The 25,369-nt window shown below is 38.7% G+C and carries 19 protein-coding genes; 9 read left to right on the top strand and 10 right to left on the bottom strand.

Annotated features, from left to right (window positions below; translation table 11 throughout):
• Window positions 1-347 precede the first annotated feature (347 nt).
• Window positions 348-1,970, top strand: a complete 1,623-nt coding sequence (locus tag GQR38_RS01210) for an alpha-glucosidase family protein (protein WP_024590098.1) — start codon at window positions 348-350, stop codon at window positions 1,968-1,970.
• Between the two features lie 92 nt (window positions 1,971-2,062).
• Here GQR38_RS01210 and GQR38_RS01205 read toward each other — a convergent pair whose 3' ends face one another.
• Entirely contained in the window at window positions 2,063-2,608 is a 546-nt protein-coding gene (locus tag GQR38_RS01205; protein WP_007582598.1) for a TIGR00645 family protein, read from the bottom strand.
• 240 nt (window positions 2,609-2,848) lie between these two features.
• On the opposite strand from GQR38_RS01205, the gene GQR38_RS01200 reads away from it, so the two are divergent.
• Window positions 2,849-3,091: a hypothetical protein gene (locus GQR38_RS01200; RefSeq protein ID WP_007582596.1), complete on the top strand. Its 243-nt coding sequence runs from the start codon at window positions 2,849-2,851 to the stop codon at window positions 3,089-3,091.
• Window positions 3,092-3,408: 317 nt separating this feature from the next.
• Here GQR38_RS01200 and topA read toward each other — a convergent pair whose 3' ends face one another.
• Both topA and GQR38_RS01190 read right to left on the bottom strand, forming a co-directional pair.
• Window positions 3,409-6,117: a type I DNA topoisomerase gene (gene topA / locus GQR38_RS01195; RefSeq protein ID WP_165721512.1), complete on the bottom strand. Its 2,709-nt coding sequence runs from the start codon at window positions 6,115-6,117 to the stop codon at window positions 3,409-3,411.
• Window positions 6,118-6,365: 248 nt separating this feature from the next.
• Window positions 6,366-9,701 carry a hypothetical protein gene (locus tag GQR38_RS01190; protein WP_165721511.1) on the bottom strand — a complete coding sequence of 1,112 codons (3,336 nt, stop codon included), beginning with the start codon at window positions 9,699-9,701 and terminating at the stop codon, window positions 6,366-6,368.
• A gap of 194 nt (window positions 9,702-9,895) precedes the next feature.
• Between GQR38_RS01190 and GQR38_RS01185 the strand changes: the two genes are divergently transcribed.
• The gene (locus tag GQR38_RS01185; protein WP_024590095.1) at window positions 9,896-11,230 is read left to right on the top strand and encodes a dicarboxylate/amino acid:cation symporter; all 1,335 of its coding nucleotides are present in this window, start codon (window positions 9,896-9,898) and stop codon (window positions 11,228-11,230) included.
• Between the two features lie 98 nt (window positions 11,231-11,328).
• Here the strand turns inward: GQR38_RS01185 and sohB are convergent, their stop codons facing one another.
• The gene (sohB, locus tag GQR38_RS01180) at window positions 11,329-12,345 is read right to left on the bottom strand and encodes a protease SohB (protein WP_165721510.1); all 1,017 of its coding nucleotides are present in this window, start codon (window positions 12,343-12,345) and stop codon (window positions 11,329-11,331) included.
• Between the two features lie 100 nt (window positions 12,346-12,445).
• A complete protein-coding gene (locus GQR38_RS01175) occupies window positions 12,446-14,875 on the bottom strand; it encodes a VolA/Pla-1 family phospholipase (protein ID WP_165721509.1) in 2,430 nt (809 codons plus the stop codon).
• Between the two features lie 206 nt (window positions 14,876-15,081).
• Here GQR38_RS01175 and GQR38_RS01170 point away from each other — a divergent pair, with 206 nt between their 5' ends.
• Window positions 15,082-15,828: a YciK family oxidoreductase gene (locus GQR38_RS01170; RefSeq protein ID WP_165721508.1), complete on the top strand. Its 747-nt coding sequence runs from the start codon at window positions 15,082-15,084 to the stop codon at window positions 15,826-15,828.
• A gap of 81 nt (window positions 15,829-15,909) precedes the next feature.
• Here GQR38_RS01170 and rluB read toward each other — a convergent pair whose 3' ends face one another.
• The 4 genes from rluB to GQR38_RS01150 all read right to left on the bottom strand — a co-directional run bounded on the left by rluB (window position 15,910) and on the right by GQR38_RS01150 (window position 18,700).
• Window positions 15,910-16,782 (bottom strand): 23S rRNA pseudouridine(2605) synthase RluB, encoded by an 873-nt coding sequence (rluB, locus tag GQR38_RS01165; protein ID WP_007582584.1) that lies wholly within the window; start codon window positions 16,780-16,782, stop codon window positions 15,910-15,912.
• Window positions 16,779-17,369, bottom strand: a complete 591-nt coding sequence (scpB, locus tag GQR38_RS01160; protein WP_024592539.1) for an SMC-Scp complex subunit ScpB — start codon at window positions 17,367-17,369, stop codon at window positions 16,779-16,781. The genes rluB and scpB overlap by 4 nt, the downstream gene beginning before the upstream one ends.
• 151 nt (window positions 17,370-17,520) lie before the next feature.
• Entirely contained in the window at window positions 17,521-18,042 is a 522-nt protein-coding gene (locus GQR38_RS01155; protein ID WP_165721507.1) for an EF-hand domain-containing protein, read from the bottom strand.
• A gap of 226 nt (window positions 18,043-18,268) precedes the next feature.
• Window positions 18,269-18,700: a hypothetical protein gene (locus GQR38_RS01150; RefSeq protein ID WP_007582577.1), complete on the bottom strand. Its 432-nt coding sequence runs from the start codon at window positions 18,698-18,700 to the stop codon at window positions 18,269-18,271.
• Window positions 18,701-18,940: 240 nt separating this feature from the next.
• On the opposite strand from GQR38_RS01150, the gene xthA reads away from it, so the two are divergent.
• From xthA to GQR38_RS01135, 3 genes are read left to right on the top strand one after another with little or no spacing between them, the layout of a single operon-like run.
• Window positions 18,941-19,747 (top strand): exodeoxyribonuclease III, encoded by an 807-nt coding sequence (gene xthA / locus GQR38_RS01145; RefSeq protein ID WP_165721506.1) that lies wholly within the window; start codon window positions 18,941-18,943, stop codon window positions 19,745-19,747.
• Between the two features lie 5 nt (window positions 19,748-19,752).
• Window positions 19,753-20,400, top strand: a complete 648-nt coding sequence (locus tag GQR38_RS01140; protein ID WP_165721505.1) for an energy-coupling factor ABC transporter permease — start codon at window positions 19,753-19,755, stop codon at window positions 20,398-20,400.
• Window positions 20,397-21,212, top strand: coding sequence for a putative RNA methyltransferase (locus GQR38_RS01135; protein WP_165721504.1), 816 nt, complete (start codon window positions 20,397-20,399; stop codon window positions 21,210-21,212). Before GQR38_RS01140 ends, GQR38_RS01135 begins: the two co-directional genes overlap by 4 nt.
• On the opposite strand, the gene yfbV is transcribed toward GQR38_RS01135, so the two are convergent.
• Window positions 21,209-21,655: a terminus macrodomain insulation protein YfbV gene (gene yfbV / locus GQR38_RS01130; protein WP_007582569.1), complete on the bottom strand. Its 447-nt coding sequence runs from the start codon at window positions 21,653-21,655 to the stop codon at window positions 21,209-21,211. The two genes, GQR38_RS01135 and yfbV, sit on opposite strands and share 4 nt — an antisense overlap.
• A 284-nt stretch (window positions 21,656-21,939) precedes the next feature.
• Between yfbV and GQR38_RS01125 the strand changes: the two genes are divergently transcribed.
• Both GQR38_RS01125 and pta read left to right on the top strand, forming a co-directional pair.
• Window positions 21,940-23,154, top strand: a complete 1,215-nt coding sequence (locus tag GQR38_RS01125) for an acetate kinase (protein WP_165721503.1) — start codon at window positions 21,940-21,942, stop codon at window positions 23,152-23,154.
• Window position 23,155: 1 nt separating this feature from the next.
• A complete protein-coding gene (pta, locus tag GQR38_RS01120) occupies window positions 23,156-25,315 on the top strand; it encodes a phosphate acetyltransferase (protein WP_165721502.1) in 2,160 nt (719 codons plus the stop codon).
• Window positions 25,316-25,369 lie beyond the last annotated feature (54 nt).

The raw sequence follows: 25,369 nt of genomic DNA, 5'->3' as shown, positions 1-25,369 counted from the left end.
TGTTATATAACGTTTAAATAATTGCACATTTACTAAGTGTTAAATTGGTCAGACCATTTCTAGTAAAACCAAGGGTATATTTCCTTTATAGTACAAACTGTTAGGTTAAATTTAACTAAAAAATGAATGAATAACATAATTGGTAAACATTAAACACACAAAACGAACACCGCTAAAGATGCGCTAAGCGCTTATTTTAAATAATTTTATTGCATTATTTTTAGTGCATACGTATGCAGACTTTTTACAGAATTACAGGCTTCACGTATGCTTTTTGAAAATAACGTGATTAATCGTAATCACAATGAAGAATAGTCTAAATACTGTGTGGAATGACGGAGAAAAGCATGACCCAAAAGCAGTGGTATAAAGGTGCGGTTATTTATCAAGTTTATCCGCGTAGCTTTCAAGATAGCAACAACGATGGTATTGGTGACTTAAAAGGGATTATTAATCGTATTGATTACATTAAAAGCTTAGGCGTTGATGCAATTTGGATTTCACCTTTTTTCAAATCGCCGATGAAAGACTTTGGCTACGATATTAGTGACTACCGTGACATTGACCCGCTTTTTGGTGATTTAAACGATTTTGATGAACTTATTAGCCAAGCCCATGATCGCAATATTAAAATTATAATTGACCAAGTACTAAGCCATACATCAGATCAACACCAATGGTTTACAGATAGCCGCGAAAATCAAAATAACGATAAAGCAGATTGGTATGTTTGGGCTGAAGCTAAAGATGACGGCACAGCACCTAATAATTGGCTGTCTATTTTTGGTGGTGGCGCGTGGCAGTGGGAACCTCGCCGTGGGCAATATTATTTGCATAACTTTTTAACCGAACAACCCGATTTAAACTTTCATAATCCTGACGTAAGACAAGCTGTACTTGATAACGTAGAGTTTTGGCTTAAAAAAGGTGTTGATGGCTTTAGATTAGATGCTATTAACTTTTGTTATCACGATGCACAACTTCGCGATAACCCAGCTAAACCAAAAGATAAGCGCCAGGGTCGTGGTTTTAGTGAAGATAACCCATACGCATTTCAGTATCATTACTACAACAACACTCAGCCAGAAAATATTGAGTTTATGCAAGACATTCGCACATTACTTAATAAATACCCAGGTACTGTATCGCTTGGCGAAATCTCATCAGAAGATTCATTGGCGACAATGGCGCAATACACCCAAGGTGGCGATAAGCTGCACATGGGATATAGCTTTGAGCTCTTAACAAATGATTATTCAAGTGAATATATTAGAACTACGGTTCAAACTCTTGAACAACGTATGACTGAGGGTTGGCCGTGTTGGGCATTTAGCAACCATGATGTAGAGCGCGTAGCAAGTCGCTGGAGCGAAAATGGCGAAATAAACCCTCAGCAATGTAAAATGCTAACCGCCCTACTTGCTTCCCTTCGTGGCAGTGTGTGTATGTACCAAGGTGAAGAATTAGGTTTAGGTGAAGCATCTGTCGCCTTTGAAGACTTACAAGACCCATACGGCATTACATTTTGGCCTAACTTTAAAGGGCGTGATGGCTGTAGAACGCCAATGCCTTGGGAGCAAGTTGATTCATCTCATGCCGGTTTTAGTGATGTAAAACCTTGGCTACCCGTTGATAATGCACACAAACAGCAATCAGTCGCTGTGCAAACTAATGATAGCAACTCAATTTTAAACGCCTACCGTGAATTTATGGCGTGGCGCAAAAGCCAAACTGTTTTACTTGAGGGTGATATTGAGTTTATTGAAACGCCTGAGCCTGTGCTTGCTTTTTATAGAACGCTTGGACCGCAAAAAATGCTGTGCATGTTTAATCTAAGCTCTCAACAAACAAGTATTGATATGCCAACATCAATCGTTAAAGAATACAATGAGCTTAGCCACCACAGCGCAAAATTAAGCCAAGACACACTAACACTTGAGCCTTTCGCTTGCTTTTATGCAAAGTGTTAATGACATCAATAATTACACTTAATATTACAGCTAAGCTCTAAACATAAAAAGCCCAAGTAAATTACTTGGGCTCTTTTATGCGTTTAATTTTTCTAATGACTTTGGGTTTTACTGTTTAAGTAGTCAGTTAAAGCAAATAAAACGCCTGACATTACAAACGTGACATGAATAGTCACTTTCCAAAGTAGCTCATCACTTGGATATGCGCCTGAGTTTATAAATACTTTTAATAACTCAACAGCCGAAATAGCGACTATCGCACTTATTAATTTCATCTTTAGACCTGAAAAACCAACTTTTCCCATCCAAGATGGTCTGTCTTCGTGATTATCAATATTAAGCTTAGAAACAAAGTTCTCGTAACCACTAAATGTAATGATCAGCAATAACCCCGCTAATAATGCCGTATCAACTAAAGTTAGAATACCGACAAGTAACTCTTGATTGGTTGCTGTAAATGTCGCAATACCCATTAAATAAAGCTGCTTAAAAAACTTTATTAACAACAGTACAACTGCAAATAGTAAACCCACAAAAAATGGGGCTAGTAGCCAACGCCCTTTAAAAATAAAAGATTCTAATGCATGCTCTACTTTATTAGCTTGGCGTGGTTTTTTATTAGGGGTGTGTGATGACATTGGTTTGTCTTTTAATTAAAAAAAGCGACCTTAGCTTATAAACCACTGCAACACAATGCTGCGAAATCCTGACAAGTAAATTACTCATCCTCACGATAAAAAAATTTCGTTATCTTTTATTTCGTTTTCGTTTAAAAATCAGTGTACCAACAGAGTTGTTCTGGATTGGGCACTACTGGTTTAAACCTAATCTTAAACTGGGTAAATCAGTCATCACACCATTTTTTTAGGAATAAACGAATGAAAAAAGCATTGCTAGCATTAATCGTAGCTCCACTATTTGCAGTATCTGCGACTTACGCGGTAGCAGACGATGCGCCAACAGCTTCAGCCGAAATGGTAAAAGAATACACAGAAATGTGTGTTAACTGGGCTAAAGATGATGACGTAAGCAATGAAGAGCTAAATGCCTACGTATTAAAATGCGTAAATGATGAGCTTGAATCTGAAGGCTATAAAAAAGTATCTTCTGTTAAGATTTAATCATACCAATTGCATTAAATTAGTGATCTATTTTTGCGCTAAGAAAATAGCTCAATAGCAAGTGAAATAGCATGACATATAGTTGTTTTATATGAATGTTTTTTAACGCAGTGAGTGGGTTATTTAGTGCAATATAATGACCATTTTTTTAATAAAATTGGTATCTCCAATACGCTTAGTTGAATGTACTGCTAATAAAGCCGTTGCGAAAACATTTAACTAGGCACAAAAAAACCGGAATAGACACAAGCTGTGCGTTCCGGTTTTTTTATGGTTTTTTAAAGCCTATAAAAAGTTATGAATAAGCGATAACGTGCTTATTCATCTTCTTTTTTAGCTTTAGCTTTAGGCTTTGCTTTAGCTGGTGCCTTTTTTGCAGCAGCTTTCTTTTTAGGTGCTGCCTTTTTCTTCGCTTCTTCTGTCCATTTACCTGCTTCATAATGAGCAGTCCAGCCAGTAGCTTTACCGTCAACTTCAGTCATAACATACTGAGCTTTATTTTTACGGCTGTAGCGTACAACAGCAAGATTACCATCAGGATCTTTAGCAGGTGCATCTGCTAAGTAATAAAACTTAGGCGAGATACGGTCTCTAAAGCGTTTTAACTCTTCTACCTTAGGTGCACGTGTTTCACGAGACTTAGGAAAAGTATTTGCAGCTAAGAATATACCAGCGGCGCCATCACGTAATACGAAATACGCATCTGACTTTTCACACTCTAACTCAGTAATGTGAACAGGATCTTCTTTTGGTGGAGCAGCTTCGCCACTTTTAAGTAGTTTACGTGTGTTTTTACACTCGTCATTATTACAGCCAAAGTACTTACCAAAACGACCCGATTTAAGTTCCATGTCAGAGCCACATTTATCACATTCGATAATTGGTCCGTCATAGCCTTTAATTTTAAAGGTACCTTCTTCAACTACATGCCCTTTACATGCGGGGTTATTACCACACACATGTAATTTACGGGTTTCGTCGATTAGGTATGAATCCATTGCAGTTTCACAAATAGGACAACGCTTCATCTGCATTAACTTTTCAGTTTCGACATCTTCTACATCAGCTGCAACTGCTTCATCACCCGACACTAAGTTCATTGTTGTAGTACAACGCTCTTTTGGCGGAAGGCTGTAACCAGTACACCCTAAGAAAACACCAGTTGATGCCGTTCGTATACCCATTTTTCGGCTACACGTAGGACACTCAATATCAGTTTCAACCATCTCATTAAGACGCATACCACCGTTCTCTGGCTCGTCTTTAGCGACAGTTAATTGCGTTGAAAAATCAGCATAAAACTTATCAAGAACTTGAGTCCATACACGCTCGCCTTCAGCGATATCATCTAAACGGCCTTCCATTTTAGCTGTAAAATCAAAGTTCATTAAATCAGTGAAGTTTTCAACCAAGCGATCGGTAACTATTTCACCCATTTTTTCAGCAAAGAAACGGCGGTTTTCTACACGTACATAACCACGATCTTGAATCGTTGATATAATTGACGCATAAGTAGATGGACGACCAATACCGCGTTTTTCAAGCTCTTTTACTAAACTTGCTTCACTAAAGCGCGCTGGCGGTTTAGTAAAATGTTGCTTAGGATCAAGTTCGATTAAAGTAAGGACTTCACCTTCTTTAACAGCCGGTAGTGATTGATCTTCTTCGTTTTTCTTACGTATTGCAGGTTGTACTTTTGTCCAACCATCAAAGCGGAGCACACGGCCTTTCGCTTTAAGCTGGAAGTCGTTAGCTGCAACAGTTAGTGTTGTTAAATCGTATTCAGCAGGTACCATTTGGCACGCTACAAATTGACGCCAAATTAGCTCGTACAGCTTTTTAGCATCGGCGTCTACACCTTCAACATGACCAGATAACACGGTAACGCTTGAAGGACGTATTGCCTCATGCGCTTCTTGTGCATTGCCTTTAGAGCTGTAGCTAATTGGATCTTTTGGTAAGTATTTAGCACCAAACTCGTTTGTTACATACTCACGACACATTTCAACGGCATCTTTTGAAAGATTAGTTGAATCGGTACGCATATACGTAATATAACCGCCTTCATACAAACGCTGAGCAAGCATCATGGTCTTTTTAACGCCATAACCTAAACGTGTGCTTGCCGCTTGCTGCATGGTTGAAGTAATTAATGGCGCACTTGGGCGACTTTTACTTGGTTTTTCTTCAACGCTAATTACTTTGTATTCTGCATTCTCAAGGCTTTTAACCGCTGCGCTAGCCTGAGCTTCATTTACAGGCTTAAAAGGCTTTCCTGCTTGTTTGGCTACTTCTAAACGTAACTCAGACTCAGTATTTTTAACGTCAGCGTGAATATCCCAAAATTCTTCAGGGATAAACGCCTTAATTTCACGTTCACGCTCTACTAATAAACGTACCGCAACAGACTGAACTCGTCCTGCAGAAAGTCCACGGGCCACTTTAGCCCACAACAAAGGTGATACCATAAAGCCAACAACACGATCTAAAAAGCGACGTGTTTGCTGAGCATAAACCATATCAGTATTAAGCTCGCCAGGTGTTTCAAACGCTTGCTGTATTGCGTTTTTAGTAATTTCGTTAAAAACTACGCGCTTATACTTAGCAGGATCACCACCAATGATTTCTTGAAGGTGCCAAGCAATTGCTTCCCCTTCTCTATCCAAATCCGTTGCGAGATATATTTGGTCTGCATTTTCAGCCAGCTTTTGTAATTCTTGAACAACTTTTTCTTTACCAGGCAGTATTTCGTAATGCGGATCCCAGCCTTGGTTTGGATCAATACCCATACGCGCGACTAAGTTTGTATAATCTCGTTGCTTTTTATACGCTGCTTTCTCTTCAGGTTCCATTTTACGAACTTCTGCTGGCGTTTTAGTTGCCGGCACTTTAGCTTTGCTCGAACCTGAAGTAGGTAAATCTCGTACATGCCCAATACTGGACTTTACGATGAAGTCATTACCTAAATATTTATTAATTGTTTTAGCCTTAGCAGGAGACTCTACAATTACTAGCGATTTGCCCATAGTTGCCTATTTCTAACCAAATATTGAAAATGTGTTTTGCCGACATAAGCGGCGCGAATATTTATAGGTATATCTACAAACACTAGTTGTTACAAGCTTTTAATACAAACTTTTCAGTATTTACTGAATAAACGAACAATTTTTGTCGTTAAATTAAACAAACTGGTGTTTTTAGATTAATTGATGTGGAATATATAGAACAGAGACAAAAATGCCAACCTAAAGGTTGGCATTTTTAAAATAAAGCCTTATTTACTATCGTAAATTTCAATTCCCTTGGAGACTGTTTTAGTGCCACCAGCCTGAGTAGTAAACTCAAATGTTATTGAAAGTACACCGTCAAATTTATCATTACCATCCGCTTCACGAGAAATACGAACATCTGAATACATCGGTTTATCCGTATTCGTACTTGGAATAATAGCGTTATTTTCGATAATAGATAAGTCGCCATTTGTAGAGGCTATAGATACAGTTGTACCCGCTGGTAGTGGATTACCAAACTCATCTGTGTAGTGAATACGAACTGTAATACCACTTAAACCTATATCAATAGTAAGTGTTTCAGGATCTGTTTCATCTGGATCCGTATCATCATAATCTGGGTTATCAATAATAACGTTAACCGTAGATAAATTAATAGATTCAGCATCACAACGTTCTAGCACATCAGAACCTTCCAGAGAAGCAACAATAGAGCTTGAGCAATCTGCTGGTACGTAAACAGGATACGGCGCATCAAGAATATCCGTAGTTTTCAGTACAGAAAAACGAACGTATGGATCATCTCCAGACATAACCAATTCTATTTGTTTACGTACTTCAATTAGCTCTCGAGAACATTTTTCATCTATTTGTGCAGCTTCACTACATAACAAACCGTTATATAAGCCATCAGCGAAGTTATAAGTACCGTTATTGTCTAAATCGCGCCACGTTTCATTATGGCCGCCCCGTGAGTTTTTCTCTGAACACGCATCCTCATCAGCATTATAATCACCACCACGCGCATCACTACAATCGACTTTATCAAAGCTTGCATTTTCATTATGATCAATAAATGCCTCTGGTAAGTCATAACTTGCGTAATACTCGCCAATATCAAACAAGCCATTAGTGCGTTTAACATCATCACTGGTTTGCTCATCTACAAAATTCTCTTGTCCTTTAGTAACAGCGAGAACACTTACACGCCCTCCCATAACAACGCCATCAGCATTATTTTTAGCGCGTGTAATACCATTTATACAAGGAGCTGCAATACCAAAATATGGGTCACAATTTATAATACCGGTTTTTGGATTAATACCTTCAGTAGTTGTTGCGTCCCCATCAATATCGCCAATTCGGTTACCCCATTTGTAATCATAAAATGGACGGTCTCCTTGAGAGCGCCAGGTTACAACACAGGTAGCATCGTCAGTTTTACAAGTAACTTCATTGCTAGATGAGCCAATAACACCAGCTTCAGCTAAAATAGTTGCTTCTACACCGTCACCGTTATAATTATTAAATTGGTCACCAAAATATACCGTAATATCATTTAAAACACCGTTATAATTAAGTGAGTTAGTATTAAACGTATTTGGGCTTGCATCAAAACTGTTTTGGTCTGTTACGCCCGAAGCCAGTGTTAATTGAGCCGATACAGAACTTATCTGCTCGCTCAATGGTACTAAAGTAAGTGTTCCGTCTGGACAAATTTCATTGCTTGGTTCTGATGTACACAGTTCTACATCATCAACCCAACACGTTAAATCATCACCTTCAGGTAAATTATTAACATCTTCTTTAGAAATAAAACACGCTTTTACCACTAATGGACCAGGCACTATGCCAGATTCAACCGTTGTCTGAACAAAGCCTTCATTATTTGTATCACTTGTTCTAAGTGACAGTTTAGCTGCCCCCACTGAATCTGTTAACTTGAAATCAATACGTTGCTGCGTGGATGCAAGGCCATCCGCATCTATTAGCTTAAATCTAACAATCGATTGAGTCGGGGCGCCGCCTTCACCTGGAGGTAATGCAATAAATGTTTCGCTGACATCAACAAACTGTATTGATTGTACCGCTGATGTTTCCACAGGAATAATCGTAGTAGCAGTAAAGTTTTTACCACCTGTCTCAACCGTGATATTAATATCATCATCAATACTACAACCTGTAGCTCGGTATGTTGATGTTGCGATACCACTTGATGATTTTACTGATGCATCAATTACTGAGTCGCCGCTAATTACACACGTTGAGCTGAACTCAACATCTGTTGGAGTTAAGTATAAATTACCATCTTCATCTAAAAGTGTTACTTCAATAACTGTACTACCACCTGCTTTTAAAGGGATAACATTTCCTGAAGTATCTGTATTAAGCCCGTTATCAACCTCTAGGGTTAAATCAGCAATACCTACAGCAAAATTAGTTGAATTACTTTCACCTACAGACGTTACAGTAACAGTACCTGCGCCACCAGTATTACCAGGTTGCAATTTTAGTAAAGCAATACCAAAGTTATCGGTAAGGGCTGTTCCAGATGAAGGAAGAACAGAACCTAAATTTGTTGAAATATTAACAAGCGAATTTTTACTACCTTCACCACTTTGCTCATCAATGACTTCAACAAATAATTCACCTAGTTCTGATGAAGAGATAGTATTAGCTACCGTACAACCCGATGCGGCTTGTGTAGGGTCAAGTTTTACACTAGAACGATTATCGTCCCAGCCAACGTTACAGCCTGTTAAAAGCTTTACTGATATAGAGAATTGTGCCAAATCAACTGGTGCAGAATCACCTGATGAATAAAATACAGCTGTATTACTCACTTCTGTAGAGTTAGTAGGGTTATAAGTAGCAACAACTTGACCTGCACCTTTAAAACTACCACTAGAGAGAGTTACTTTTGCCTCACCCGCTGAGTTAGTAATTGCAGTACCTAAGTCAGGCGTTATTTTACCTGTGAAGTTTGTAGTAAAAGTAACAAGCTGCTCGCTAAGTGCAACTCCATCATTTTTTAAAGTCGCTGTAACCGTGCCTAAGTTGTCAGTTGTAACCGGGTTTGTATCCGAATACTTAGCACCATTTTCATCGACTATATTTACCGTTAAGGTTGTTGAACCACTAACACCCGTATCATCACCTTGCCCACCACTTGATTGAAAAGCAAAAGTACTTGTATAAGATTCACCATCGACTGTATAAGTAGCAGTTACTTCACCCGCACCGGCTTCAGTACCGGCGGTAAGTTCAACCGTTGCAATACCATCGTTTTGAGTTAATGCACTTGATGGAGACAATTCACCAATTTCATCTTCTAATGTAAAAGTAATACGTTTACCCGCGACAATTACCCCGTCTTGAGTAAGAGTTGCACGTAAATCTAAAGAGGAGGTAGCGGTAACAGAATTTGACTCTGTTGCGTCTGTTTGAGAATATCCCTTCAGTGAAACCAAATATGTACTAGTCTCTGTAGTGGAATCACCATCACTAATAGAACCGTCTTTTTCAAGTGACCCACCGCCACCACAGGCTGTGAGTAAAAAACTTAGCAATGAAATGCCGAGCAGTCGCATTAAAGGCATGAACCTCTCCCTAGCGTTGTTATTATAATCAAAATTAATTTACACTTAATATTAACCTATAACTTAGTCTAAAATCACAGTTTTTTATTACTTTTTTGTGCAAAATATTTTTAAATAAATACTAACTTTTTCTGTAGTAAATATTTCCTTGCTGGTAGTCTATGGCAAATTTATAAAAATGTAGATCAGGAAATATGTCAAAAATCCGTTCAATGAGTTTAACCACTCGCATCATGATTGGTATGGCGCTTGGGGTTGCAGTAGGTTTTATATTTCAGGCTATATTAGCTGGTGAAGACGATTATCTAATACCACTTGGGTTATTCTCTTTGCCAATTAAAGCCTTTTTTGTTGATGGTATTTTCCATGTTGGTGGTCAAATATTTATTGCCAGCTTGAAAATGTTAGTTGTGCCTCTTGTTTTTGTATCGCTTGTTTGTGGTACCTGTAGCTTAAGCGACCCTAAAAAACTAGGTCGATTAGGTGGTAAATCTATTGGTTTATATTTATTAACTACAGCTATTGCTATAACAGTAGCAATTACGCTTGCCTTATTATTTAGCCCTGGTGAGGGCATCAGCTTGCCATCTAATGCAACTTATGATGCTAAAGAAGCGCCTACTCTTGCCCGTGTAATTATAGATATGTTTCCTACAAACCCTTTTGAAGCAATGGCCAAAGGCAATATGCTTCAAGTTATTGTGTTTGCACTTTTATTTGGTGTAGCAATGGCATTAAGTGGTAAAGCAGGAAAACGTGTTGCTACCGTATTTGAAGATTTAAACACTGTGATTTTAAAACTAGTTACGCTTTTAATGAATATTGCCCCTTATGGCGTGTTCTTTTTAATGGCAAAACTGTTTACAACAATTGAGCTTAACTTAATTGTGAGCTTAGCGAAGTACTTTGGCGTTGTAGTGCTTGCACTGTTATTACATGCTTTTGTAAACTACACATTGCTTTTAAAAATATTAACGGGCTTAAACCCGCTTATTTTCTTAGCAAAAATGAAGCACACATGCTTATTTGCATTTAGTACCTCGAGCTCAAGCGCAACTATGCCTATTACACTTGAAACTGCTACTAAAAAGTTAGGTGCTAATAACTCGGTTGCCTCATTTACTATCCCACTGGGTGCTACCATTAACATGGATGGCACTGCCATCATGCAAGGTGTGGCTACCGTGTTCATTGCACAAGTGTTTAGTGTCGATTTGACAATATCTGATTATTTAATGGTTATATTAACAGCAACACTTGCCTCTGTAGGTACAGCAGGCGTACCTGGTGTTGGTTTAATAATGCTGGCAATGGTACTTAACCAAGTTGGCTTACCTGTAGAAGGGATTGCAATTATTATCGGTGTAGATAGATTACTTGATATGACACGTACAGCAGTTAATGTAACCGGCGATTGTATGGTTACCTGTGTTGTTGCCAAGTCTGAAGGTGAGCTAGATGAGAGCATCTTTAACGACCCTAATGCAGCTAAAGACTTAGAAGATTATCATAAATCTATTGATTCATAAGCTACATTTATATAGCTATAAAAAAACCTTGATGCAATCCATCAAGGTTTTTTTTTCGAGTAAAAATAATTAAACTGAATCCTGAAAAAGATTCTAATCTAAGGATTTAACGACTTAAACTTAGAAAGTAAGTTTATTCCCACTTTATTTACACCACTACTCAAGCCAAGAGCTAGCTTATCGCTCAACCCTTTTTTAACTTTGTATTTAATCTTATAAATTTGGCGCTCATGTTGCTGCTCTAGCAATGCATCATCACTTGTTTTTATAACATCTACCAAGCCTTTATCAATTGCTTGAGTTGCAAACCAATGCTCACCTGTCGCAACTAAGTTTATATCTAAGCTTGGACGTTGAGTGCTTACAAACGTTTTAAATAAACCATGTGTTTGTTCAATTTCTTCACGAAATTTTTCACGGGCCTTATCTGTGTTTTCACCAAATAAAGTAAGTGTGCGTTTAAATTCACCTGCTGTTATTTGCTCAAATTCAACATCATTTTTCTTTAATATTTTATTAAAGTTAGGTATTTGAGCTATCACACCAATAGATCCAACTATTGCAAAAGGCGCTGCAAGTATCTCGTCCGCGACACACGCCATCATGTAACCACCACTTGCTGCCACTTTATCAATTGCAACACTCAGAGGAATACCCGCACTTTTAATACGCTGTAACTGAGATGCAGCAAGTCCGTAGCCATGTACAACACCGCCACCACTTTCTAAACGAATAAGTACTTTGTCTTTACTTGTATCGGCAATAGAGATAATAGCCGTTATTTCTTCTCGTAAGCTTTCTACTTCATGAGCGTCCATACTACCCACAAAGTCAATTACATATAAACGAGGTTTAGGCTCATCTTTATCTGCTCTTTTACTCTTTGATTTAAGTTGTTTTTGATGCGCTTTAAGCTCTTTTTTACCCAACGTATTTTGTAAAAAACTTTCTTTAAGTTCAACTAGCTGCTCTGATATATCGTCAATTTGTATTTCACCTTTTTTGGCCTTTGGCTTAACTGCAGCGCCAACTATTAGCATTAAAATAACTGCTATAGCGATAACAAAAGTAACTGTTTTAGCAAAAAACAAACCGTATTCGTATAAAAATTCCAACTGGTTTCTCCATTTATAAATTTTAGCTAATTTAGCATGCTTTAAAGCAAAAAAAAGCCACTTTTCAGTGGCTTTTAAAGGTTAATTATTTTACTGGTTATTAATCAGTCACAACCTCAGGGTTGGAGACTAATAACATCCGTCCGCGAGCAGCTAAGTAAGTAGCTACTTGCAACTGCATTTCTGCATTAGCGGCAGCACTGCCTTCAACAGTTGCAGCCTGTGCAGCATCTTGAGCTGGTGTTAATATAGAACCATGATGCCCTTTAGTAAATTTAACTAAGTAGCTTGCTGGTGTTTCACTCAATGCTTGCGAAGAACTTACTGTCTCAAGACCCATCAAGTTAGCTAATGGAATTGTGCCAGAAATAGGATTATTAGCTGCCATTGGTGGTATCACTTGGTCAGGCTTGTTATCAACACCATCACCCACAACAACATTAGTATAAACAGGAGTACCTAATGCTTTCACAGTGGCTGCGTAGTTAGTTGGGTCGCCACTATCTAGCGCTGTTTGCGCCGCAAAAGCAAACTGTGTAAATACACCTTGAATGTTAGTAAGTTTAGTCGTTTCACCCGCAGTGGTAAGTGATGCAATATATTCGTTGTAGCCACACGTCAAGTAAGCTTCCATGTCTGGTATTAATGAGCCACAGTTAGAAACTGCATCTCCTTGTAAATATGCAGTAAATTCATCAGCTTCTGTTGTACCCGCTTGTGAAAGTACTGAACCTTGAATAAATGGACCAAACGCAGCAGATTCAAGTAAGAAGCTTGCTATACCGCCACCACCACTTGCAAGCGCTACCGTGTTTACATTAAATAGCGGATCAAGCGTTTCTGCCATTGGCGTATTAGCTTGAGCAATAAATGCTGGAGCAACAATAGAACCTAGCGAATGCCCAATGTAGGTAACGTCTTTACTATTAATAGTTGTATCGTTAATAAAGTTTAAGCCTAAACGAAGGCCTAATAAATCAGCAGCCGATTGGCGTAAGCTATCACGTGCAACAAGTAATGAACTTAAGTTCATGTAACTAAGCACAGAACCCGTTGTTGCATTAAAGTCGTCTGTTCCATCACCATCAACATCTATTCCGCGCTCACCATGTCTTGGATGGTCAATAGCAACCGTTGCAAAGCCTTGAATAGAAAGCTGCGCAGTTAAAGCAAGCATACTTTCTTTTTGTGTTGTAATACCGTGCTGCATAATCACAACAGGCCATCCACCTTCAGGCATTGCGATAGGATCTAATTGTAACTGTGCACGGACACCATTAATTATCGGTAAAATAGGTTTAGTAACTTGCACTGGCACATTTGCCATGCTTTGTACTTTTGGAATTGAGTTGTATTTTGTTAAATGACGTGTGCTGTCTAGTCCTAAGTCACGTAATTGTCCGTCACTTAATGCAGAACATAAACCATCATTTTCACTAATAGGATTTGTCGGAAATGCATCGCCTGCAACGGCCTTATAACCAATTATTGCCACCGCGTTATCACACATACCTTGCCAATATGTATCACTTAAATCACTAATATCAGTACCCGTTGGCGTACCTAAATACATCGGTAACATAATGCTACCTTTTTGATATTGCACACCAGAGAAAGCAGCAGAGACTTCTACACCCTGAGAAGCAAATACTTGTTGTACATTTACCATAGGCTGTTCAGGAACTTGAAGCGCAGGAGTTGGTAACGCAGGCTGTTGCAAGCTTGCAGCTAGTAACTTTTTAATTGTCCCAAGTACAGGGCCTGCTGATTGAATAGTCATCGCACTAGAAAAAATAATATCTTCTTTTGCGATATCTCCTGAACTTACAACTACATTTTCGTAACTGTTAACAGCACCCTGCAAACCAAGTTGAGCTTCTGTAATTAATGGCGCTTCTTGTTTAACCAGCCCATAAGTAGAAGAAGGCTCAATAGAGCGCCCTAATGAATCTTTAAGACCAGTAGTTAATACATTGATGTATGAGCTACCTGCGGTAAATGGTTTTAAAGGAATAATTGCAACGCCATCACCTGAAGCTTGAGTAACAAAGTCAACACCAAAAGTAAGCTCACCGACCAATTTACAAGCAGTACCGGCAGCTACAACTGAACATTCTGCATCAGTTAAACTTGCACCCATTACAACTTCAAAAATTCTTACTGTACCAGGGGTCCCAGCAGACGCTTCATCTAAACTCACATTTGGTGGGAATGTTAAATCGATTTTATAAGGAACCTGCGAAGACCAACCATCAAGTGCACCTAGTGCAAGTTGAGGGTTTGCATAAGCTGCGCGCGAAATAGACACATTGTTGTCATCTAATTCACCAGGAATATTAAGTGTACCGTCTTGAGTTCCACTCATTAATAAATCATTAGGTACCGATAAGATACCTGCTGCTGGATCAAATGTAACTGTTGCTGTTGGGATAACTGGTGCTGTGTCGTTTTTGACATCTGTTAACGTTTCTCCACCGCCACAACCTGCTAAAGCAGCTGTAACCGAGAGTGAAAGTAGCATTTTTTTCATATTGTTGGCTCCGCACGTATTTTATTTTTATAGTGTGTTTAATCAGTGTATTAAGTTAAAACAATGTAATCAGGTTATTAATGAGACATTAGACCAGTTAAACTTAACGTAAAGTTTCTATTTTCGCCACCTAATTTTACAATAAATTCGATTACTTCACGTTTCGCTATGTTAAAATCAAAAAAATTATATGAATTGGTACTTTTATGCACACATATCAAGCAGCTGAAAACGCACTTAAAGATAAAGTTATTTTAATAACAGGCGCCGGTGATGGTATTGGCCGAGTTGCAGCAATTACGTATGCAAAATTCGGCGCTACAGTTATCTTGTTAGGAAAAACAACTAATAAACTTGAATGTGTTTACGATGAAATTGTTAATGCTGGCTACCCTAAACCTGCAATAGTCCCTATGGATTTAAAAGGCGCAACGAAGCAAAACTACCGTGACCTTGCTGCAACAATCGAATATCAGTTTGGACGCCTTGACGGGTTGCTTAATAATGCAGGTATTTTAGGGTCACTCGGTCCGCTTGAACATTTTTGCTCATCTACGTTCGAAAACATAATGAAAGTAAACGTGACTGCACAAGCAATGATCACTAAAGCACTTTTTCCTGTTCTTCGTAAGTCTGATAATGCATCGATAGTATTTACGTCATCAGGTGTAGGCCGCAAAGGTCGTGAATTTTGGGGGCCTTATGCCATCTCAAAATTTGCAGTAGAAGGTATGATGCAAACATGGGCATGTGAAGTAGGTAAAACGAATATTCGTGTAAACTGTATTAACCCAGGCGCTACTCGCACTTCAATGCGAGCTGCTGCATATCCAGGTGAAGATAGAGACGCACTTGCTACACCAGAGGATTTAATGCCTACATATTTATATCTAATGAGTGACGATTCTAGTGAAGTGAATGGCGAATCGTTAGATGCTCAAGTAAAAAAGTAATTTAGAGTTTAAATAATTTAAACAGCACATTAAAAAAGCCGCAATTAGCGGCTTTTTTGTGTTCAATAAATAATTAATTGATTATTTACGTTTAGTCGGCTTAACACGCTGATTGTGTTTTTTAACTGCTTTACGAATTTGGTTGATTTTGGCGCGTTTATCTTTGCGTTTTTCAGGCATAACAGAAAGCTTAGTTTGTGTTTCGCGGCCTAATTTAACGGTTTTACGCAAGTAGTTTACTGTTTCTAAATCATACTCCATCCAACCACCTTGTGGCACGCGCTTATCAAGCTCTAATTTACCGTAACGAATACGAATAAGACGAGATACTTCCGCATCTTGAGACTGCCATAAACGACGAACTTCACGGTTACGCCCTTCATTTAACGTTACGTTAAACCAACGGTTAACGCCTTCGCCACCCATAGGGGTTACAGTCGTGAATTTGGCTGGACCATCTTCAAGTTCAACACCACGTAGTAAGTTTTTAACCGTCTCGTTGGTTACTTCACCAAATACACGTGCAGAGTATTCACGCTCTACTTCATAGCTTGGGTGCATTAAACGGTTTGCCAGTTCACCATCGTTTGTAAAAAGCATTAAACCCGATGTATTAACGTCTAATCGACCAACCGCAATCCAGCGATCGCCATCAATACGAGGAAGTCGGTCAAATACAGTACGACGCCCTTCAGGATCTTTACGTGTGCTTAACTCACCTTCTGGTTTGTTATACATAATCACACGACAGATTCGGTCTGCTTTTTCTTCGATTTTTACACTGTGTCCGTCAACACGAATCAAATCGGTTTCTTCAACACGGTCACCTAACTTTGCCACTTTACCGTTTACACTAACGCGGTTTGCGTCAATGTATTTTTCCATTTCACGGCGTGAGCCTACGCCTGCACGGGCTAAGACTTTTTGTAACTTTTCACCTTGTATAATACTCATTCGGATGGTTCTCTCACAGAAGGATCGCTCAATAACTGGTTAATTTTACTTTGCTGCTCTGTTGGCAACGCAGGTAAATTTTCAAGTCCAGTTAACGAAAAATAATCTAAAAATTGCTTAGTAGTTGCATATAAAGCCGGCTTTCCCGGAACCTCTTTATGCCCTACCACTTTAACCCACTCTCTTTCGAGTAAGGTTTTAATAATATTCGAACCCGTAGTAACACCTCTTACTTGCTCAATTTCGCCGCGTGTAATGGGCTGCCTGTATGCAATAAGTGATAATGTTTCCAGTAAAGCACGCGAGTATTTTGGTGCGCGTTCTTGCCACAAGTTATTTAACCAAGGGCTTAAACTACTGCATGCCTGAAACCGATACCCACTACCCACTTCAACTAAGCGAATACCACGAGTTTGAAAATGCTCTTGTATTGTATCTATTGCGTCATTTATTCGCGTCATAGAAATAGCTAAATCTATTAATACGATGTCTTTGAGGTGGCGTTTACTAACAGGCTTATCTGCAACAAAAATAGCTGCTTCAATGATCTCAACTAGTTGTTCATCACTAATTCGCCGACCCGCCATACACACTCTTAACAAATAAAAATACACAGCCATCTATTATGACAGAACAACACCAAACTAGGAAAATATATCTATCAAATAACTAAATTTAAAACACAAAAAAGCCAGTGACTAGCACTGGCTTTAATCTTACTTATTAAAATGGTAACTATTAGTTACTTTTAAAAGCTTCTAATGCATCATCTTCAGCTACTGCGTTACCGTATTTTTTAATGTAACCCATAAACTCGCTTTTACTGATGCGCTTATCTTGGTTTTTATCCATGTAACCAAAATGATTTGAAATATCATCATCGTTACCTTCAACTACCGAGATATAGCCATTGCTGTCGTTATCTAGACTTGCAAAGCTGCTTTCAATTTTATCGAATTTAGCAATTTCAGCTTTAAATGCCGACTCACTTACTTCAGAATCAGTGGCTACTTTGCCATTATTAAGCTTCATATAAGTGTTAAATTCTTTGCGGCTAATTTCGTTATCCATATTGGTATCAATATTTGAAAAATGGCCCCAAATGCTATCGTCATCAGCTTCAACTTTTGAGATGTAGCCATCGCTATCATTATCTAAACTTGCAAAGTCACTGTCTATTCTTTCAAGACCTTGATTAGATGAACAAGCCGCTAGGCTTAATGATGCTAAAATAGTGGCTGCTAATGTTAACTTTTTCATAAGACGTATCCTTCGTAATTAATTAAATGTCACTTTAACTAATACAAATCCAATGCCAATAATAGTTAACTTATAATAATCAATAACTTAATCTCGACCGGTATATTTATTAAACAGTTTCAATAAGTTAAGCTTGCAAGCTTTGCAAACAACCTTGTAATTTTTGCAAAAAAATACCCGGTAGAAACCAGGCATTTCAAATTTACTTATATAGTTAAGCTAATAATTAGATTGCTGCGTTTTGGTAGCGCTTAACAAACTCAGTAACGTTTTGACCATTACATTTTAATGAGTTTAGGTTACCAATTTTTTGACGAACAGGTGCTAAACCTTGTTTTAAAGCCGTCATACATAATTGAGTTTCTTGTTGAGCGTCTTTTGCAAATACTTCTACTTTCTCAACTGATGCGTTGCTTAAGGTCGTTTTTTTAGCAATATCACGAATATCTTCACCATTACATAAAATGCTTTTAGAAAAACGAGATAGGTAAACACCGTGCTGGGCAGCTTCTTTACGAGCAACGCTAAAGCCTTCGTTTGCACTTAGTACACATAACTTAGACTCAATTTTGTTATCTTGGCTAAAGTAAGTATTGCTTTGAGCTGACGCAGTTGCAGATGCTAGTAAAGCAGTGGCTAAAAGTAGTTGAGTTTTCATGAGAGTTCCTATTTGAACGAGCTAAACAAGTGAATTTCGCGCATTATATATTCAATAAAGTTAAGTTCAATTGAATTTTTTATTTATTTAAATAATTAATATTGTATTCACAATGTTTAAACTTTACCCATCATTTGATCAACATTTGCGCAGCTATTATCTCAATTCAGTCATGTTATGTACGCGTATTTACTGATACAATTTAATCTATTAAATAGAACCAATTTTAAGGTAAATTTTATGAAAGTGATTTCTTTCAATATCAATGGTCTGCGTGCTCGTCTTCACCAATTACAAGCAATTATCGACAAACATCAACCAGACGTTATTGGCTTGCAAGAGATTAAAGTTCACGACGAAGCATTCCCATTAGAAGATGTACAAAAAATGGGATATCACGTCTACTTTCATGGTCAAAAAGCGCATTATGGCGTAGCTATGTTATGCAAAAAAGAGCCTAAATCGGTCTTAAAAGGTTTTGACACCGATACAGATGAATCGCAAAAACGCATGATAAGCGTCACTGTTGAACAAGAAAACGGTCGCGACCTTACTGTCATGAATGGCTATTTCCCACAAGGTGATAATATTAATCACGAAACTAAATTCCCTTATAAACGTCAATTTTATAAAGATTTAATGATACACCTTGAAACCAATCACACACCCGATCAAGACGTTATCGTTATGGGTGATATCAACATATCACCTACCGATTTAGATATTGGTATTGGCGAAGTAAATGCTAAACGTTGGTTAAAAACGGGTAAATGTTCTTTCCAACCGGTAGAGCGTGAATGGCTTGCAACATTACTCAATTGGGGTTTTAAAGACACCTTTAGAGAGCAAAACCCCGAAACAGACGATCAATACTCATGGTTTGACTATCGCTCTAAAGGGTTTGTAGATAATCGAGGACTTCGTATAGATGTAGTGCTTGCAACCAATGAGCTTGCAGCACGCTGCATAGATACAGGTATTGATTACGAACTTCGCGGTATTGAAAAACCGTCAGATCATGCCCCTATATGGTCAACATTTAAGTAATTATTATGCTCAGCCTAACAATGCAGGGGCTACTTTGGGCTCTTGTAATTATTATTGTTCTATTAAGCTTTGATAAAAAAACATATAAAACATTGCTTAATACGCCAGTCCGTCAAACTGGCGTACTTGCGTGTGCGTTAGTGTTTGCAGTGCTTTGGCGAATAAAGGCTGGCATTTTAACTGGCCTTGATTTACACATCCTAGGTGTTACGGCTGCTACATTAATTTTAGGCTGGCGGTTGACTATTTTAAGTAGCCTACTTGCCACAGCCCTACTCGCTGCCTTTGGTCAAATTGAACTTGAGCTGTTACCAGTACAACTGCTTATTGGTGCGTTTATTCCTATTTTATTGAGCTATCTTGGCTTTATAATTAGTTACCAATATTTACCTCGTCATTTTTTTGTTTATATATTTGTTTGTGCGTTTATAACCGCAGGATTTATAGCCTGTATAAAAATAGGCCTAGGTGCTTTATTTTACTTAGCTATAGGGCAATACAATTGGCAAGAACTTGCAGATAACTACGTTTATTTAAGTGCCATAATTTGGTTTCCTGAAGCAATGCTCAACGGCATGGCTATAACAATTATGATCACCTATCGCCCGCATTGGGTAAAAACTTTTTACGATAAGGACTACCTAGGCTCATGAGTCTTGAATATCAATGCCCGCTTTGTAACCTAGCACTTTTGAAAACTGATTCAACACTTCGTTGTGCTAACAACCACAGCTTTGATTTTGCTAAAGAAGGCTATGTTAATTTATTGCCTGTGCAACAGAAAAATTCAAAACAACCGGGTGATTCACTTGAAATGGTACAAGCCAGACGTGCATTTTTAGAGCGTGGATACTACCGCTTTTTACAACAAAATCTTAGCGATTTAGTCGGTCGAATAAGTGCGAATACTATTATTGATTTAGGATGCGGTGAAGGGTTTTATACCCAAGCAATCGCGAATAAAACAAATGCTGTTGTATACGGTGTCGACATTTCAAAATCAGCGGTTAAATATGCAGCAAAGCGCTACCCTAATTGCCATTTTAGTGTGGCATCAATCAGCCAAGCCCCCTTTAAAAGCCAATTTGCTGATGTACTTGTTAGCGTATTTGCACCTTTATTTGAGCAAGAGCTTGAACGCCTAGCAAATCAAAACGCAACATTAGTGGTTGCAAGCCCAGGACCTTGTCATTTAAAAGAGCTAAAATCGTATATATATTCAGAAGTAAACGAACATACTGAAATAGCCACTCCAAAAGGGTTTCAAAAATCAGAGCAGATCCTTTTAACAGAGCATGTAGCGCTTAGCTTTACTGATATTAAAAACTTAATAATGATGACGCCATTTGCATGGAAATTTAGACCCGAGCACTGGACAGCACTCGAAGAAAAAGGTGAACACACTGTCACCTTATCATTTTATATTACTCAGTTTACCAAAATAGATAATGATGTAACTCTCTAAAACTGCTCTTTAGTAAACGCCCTGTCCATTTTATCAAACATATCTTTAAGTAAATTGGCAAGCTCCATATAACGGGGCTTGTTTTCACTTAACTGCGTTTGATATCCATTAGCTGCCATTTTAGTGTACAGCTCGTTATACCATTTTTGCATCGCAGGCTCTAAAGGCGTTTGCGCCCGCTTACCCAACCAAAATAGGCCTTGTAATGGTAAAGATATAAAAAATAATGCACTTGCAATGGCTTGCGGTAAAAAATCAGAACCCAAGTAATTTAGCTGAAAAAACAATGTTAGCATGGCTAAGATTGGCATTACTGTAATGGCAAGCTCAGTCGCTCTAATTACTCTAAACTCTAAAAACAAAGGCGCAAGCTCTTTGCGCATTGGCCATTTTTTACCATACAAACGGCCAGTTTGTAATTGTGACATCACACTTTTTTGCATCATGACTCCTCACAGATACTGCTTTTAAATACAATGGAAAAACGAGCTATACTCAAAGTGTAACACAAAATGAAAGAGTTACACTTTCTCAGTAAAACAGCTTAAATTTACCTTTTAATGGCGAACAATCCTAACTTAAACATCTTAATTAAGGTAAAGTAATTAACATTGCGTTAACCACTTTGCAATTGAACATTCAATTGTTTTAGCTTTATTTAATACCGTAAGTGTAACGATTACGTATTAACGTTTACTTACTAAATTTGTTTATGGAAATTGAATCTATGCCAACAACCCCTCCTGAATCACAACACGTTTTAGTTTTAAATTGTGGTAGCTCTAGCTTAAAGTTTGCCATTATTGATGCGAACGATGGTCACGAAATCATTTCAGGTCTTGCTGAACGCTTAGGCGACAAATCGCCCTCTATTAAATACAAATTTAATGGTACTAAAACAGTTATCGACTTAGCGGCTAATCAAGCACATGCTGAGGCTATAAATACGCTTGTAAGCTTAATAAAAGATCACAACTTAGACGAGCAACTTATCGCAGTGGGCCATCGTGTTGTACATGGCGGCGAGCACTTTACGCAATCGGTATTGATTGACGAAAAAGTAATTGCAGGCATTACACAGTCTGCAACGCTTGCGCCGCTTCATGGGCACGCTAATTTACTAGGTATTTCATCGGCGCAGGCATCGTTTGAAGGTTTGCCACAAGTCGCGGTGTTTGATACTGCATTCCACCAAACTATGAATGAAGTTGCCTTTCTTTACGCTCTTCCATATAAGTTGTACACCGAGTTTGGTGTTAGGCGTTATGGTTTTCACGGCACAAGTCATTTTTATGTTGCAGGGCAAACAGCAAAGCTGCTAAAGCAACCTATCGAGCAAAGCAATTTTATTAGTGCCCACTTAGGTAACGGCTGTTCTGTATGCGCTATTAAAAATGGTAAGAGTGTTGATACCAGCATGGGACTAACGCCTCTAGAGGGGCTGATAATGGGCACACGTAGCGGCGATATTGACCCTGGTTTATTTAACTTTTTAACCACTCAACTTGATTACACAGCCCAGCAAATTGATAACCTACTAAATCAAAAAAGTGGCTTGTTAGGTATTAGCGAGCTTTCTAACGATTGCCGTACCATTGAAGAAGCCGCTTTGGCCGGGAATAAAAAAGCGATACTCGCAATTGAAATGTTTTGCTACCGACTTTCAAAACAAATCGCGGCGTATATGGTGCCATTACAGCGCCTTGATGCTGTTATATTTACTGGTGGTATTGGTGAAAACTCAGATATTATTCGTGAAAAAGTAATTACACAACTTGCCTTTTTAGGCATTAATTGTAATCCGCAAGCCAACCTCAATGCGCGCTTTGGTCAAGAAGGCGTTATTAGCTGTAAAAATTCACACGTCAAAGCAGTAGTAATGCCAACTAATGAAGAATGGGTTATTGCCCTTGATGCTGCAAATATTGTAAAGGAGCTTTAATATGGCACGTCGTATTATGTTAATTCCTGTTTCTACCGGTGTGGGTTTAACGTCGGTATCAGTTGGTTTAGTGCGTGCACTTGAACAAAAAACAGTTAAAGTTAACTTTTTTAAACCAATAGCTCAGCCACGTTCAGGTGAAACAGGCCCTGAAAAATCAACGCAAATAGTCACTCAAGGCTCACCTATTAACCCACCAATGCCTTTTGCACTTGATTATGCTGAGCAAATGATTGGCGACGGTAAAGGTGATGACCTACTAGAGGAAATTGTTGAACGCTTTGAAAGTAAAATAAACGACGACGAAGTCGCTATTATTGAAGGTATGGTACCTACTCGTCGTCAACCTTATGCTGGGCGTGTAAACCGCGAAATTGCGCAAACACTCGGCGCCGAAATTGTATTTGTACTTACCCCAGGTAATTACACCATTACTCAAATAGAAGACCGCCTTGAAATTGCAGCAGGTAACTATGGTGGTATCGATCACCCTCGCGTACTGGGCTGTATTTTTAATAAAGTAAATGCGCCACTTGATGAAGAAGGTCGTGCACGCGCCGATTTAGTCGATGCCTATAAACCTGAAGAGCTTGAAAACGAGTTAAATCGTTTAGCATCCCTACCTATTTTTAAAAAAAATCCGTTTATGTTACTTGGTGCAATCCCGTGGGATTTTGACTTAGTAGCGCCGCGCGTAAAAGACTTAAGCGCATACTTAAAAGCCACGATTATTAACGAAGGCGATATGCTTCATCGTCGTCTGCGCCGTATTACTTTTTGTGCTCGTACGGTTTCAAATATTTTAAATTATTTTACGCCAGGCGCTTTATTAGTAACACCGGGCGATCGCTCTGACATACTTGTTGCTGCGTGCTTATCTGCTATGAACGGCACTAAACTTGGCGCTATATTACTCACCGGTGGTTTTGAGCCAGAGCCACGTATTATGGCCTTGTGTGAGCAAGCCATGCAAACCGGCTTACCAATACTCGCAACCGATGCAGACACGTGGCGTACATCATTACTACTGCATAACTTTAATATGGAAGTACCAAATGATGATGACCAACGTATCGAAAAAGTAAAAGATCACAACGCAGAGCATATCAATTCAAGCTGGCTAGATACTCTAGCTAAAAGTGTGGGTAAAACTCGTAAGTTATCACCACCCGCATTTCGTTACTTACTTACCACTAAAGCGCGTAAAGCAGGTAAAACCGTGGTTCTACCAGAAGGTAATGAACCTCGTACAATTAAAGCGGCTGCTATTTGTGGTCAACGCGGAATTGCTAAAACTATATTACTAGGCGATCGCGAAGAAATAATGCGTATTGCACAGCAGCAAGGTATTGAGCTAAACGAACATGTAAGTATTATCGAGCCTCAAAGCATTATTAATGATTATATTGCGCCTATGGTCGAAATTCGTAAAAGCAAAGGCCTAACTGCCGTAGTAGCACAAGAGCAACTACAAGATAACGTCGTACTGGGTACAATGATGCTTGAGCAAGGTAAAGTAGACGGTTTAGTATCGGGTGCAGTAAACACTACGGCAAATACAATTCGCCCACCACTGCAATTGATTAAAACAGCACCAGGGTCATCACTAGTATCATCTGTATTTTTTATGCTACTGCCTGACCAAGTGTTAGTTTACGGTGACTGTGCGATTAACCCAGACCCTAATGCTGAACAACTTGCAGACATAGCGATTCAATCTGCCGACTCTGCAGCTGCATTTGGCATAGAGCCGCGTGTTGCCATGATCAGCTACAGCACGGGCACTTCTGGTACAGGTGCCGATGTTGAAAAAGTACGTGAAGCCACAAAAATTGCAAAACAAAAACGTCCTGATCTAATTATCGACGGCCCACTACAATACGATGCCGCTATAATGGAAAACGTAGCACTTAAAAAAGCACCTAACAGCCCTGTAGCCGGTAAAGCGACCGTATTTATATTCCCAGATTTAAATACGGGTAATACCACGTATAAAGCAGTACAACGTAGTGCCGACTTGATAAGTATTGGCCCTATGCTGCAAGGTATGCGTAAACCTGTAAACGATTTAAGCCGTGGTGCATTAGTTGATGATATTGTGTATACAATCGCCTTAACTGCCATTCAGGCAGCTCAAACAGAAGCGCTAATTACTCATTAAACGTAACGTGTGCTTTTTATAGCCTAGCTATTATTTATTTAATAATTAACTAGT

It is taken from the genome of Pseudoalteromonas sp. c7(2019), assembly GCF_011378625.1.
Classification (GTDB): Bacteria; Pseudomonadota; Gammaproteobacteria; order Enterobacterales; family Alteromonadaceae; genus Pseudoalteromonas; species Pseudoalteromonas arctica.
Note: the sequence above shows the minus strand (reverse complement) of the source record. Positions and strands in the feature narration are given on the sequence as shown.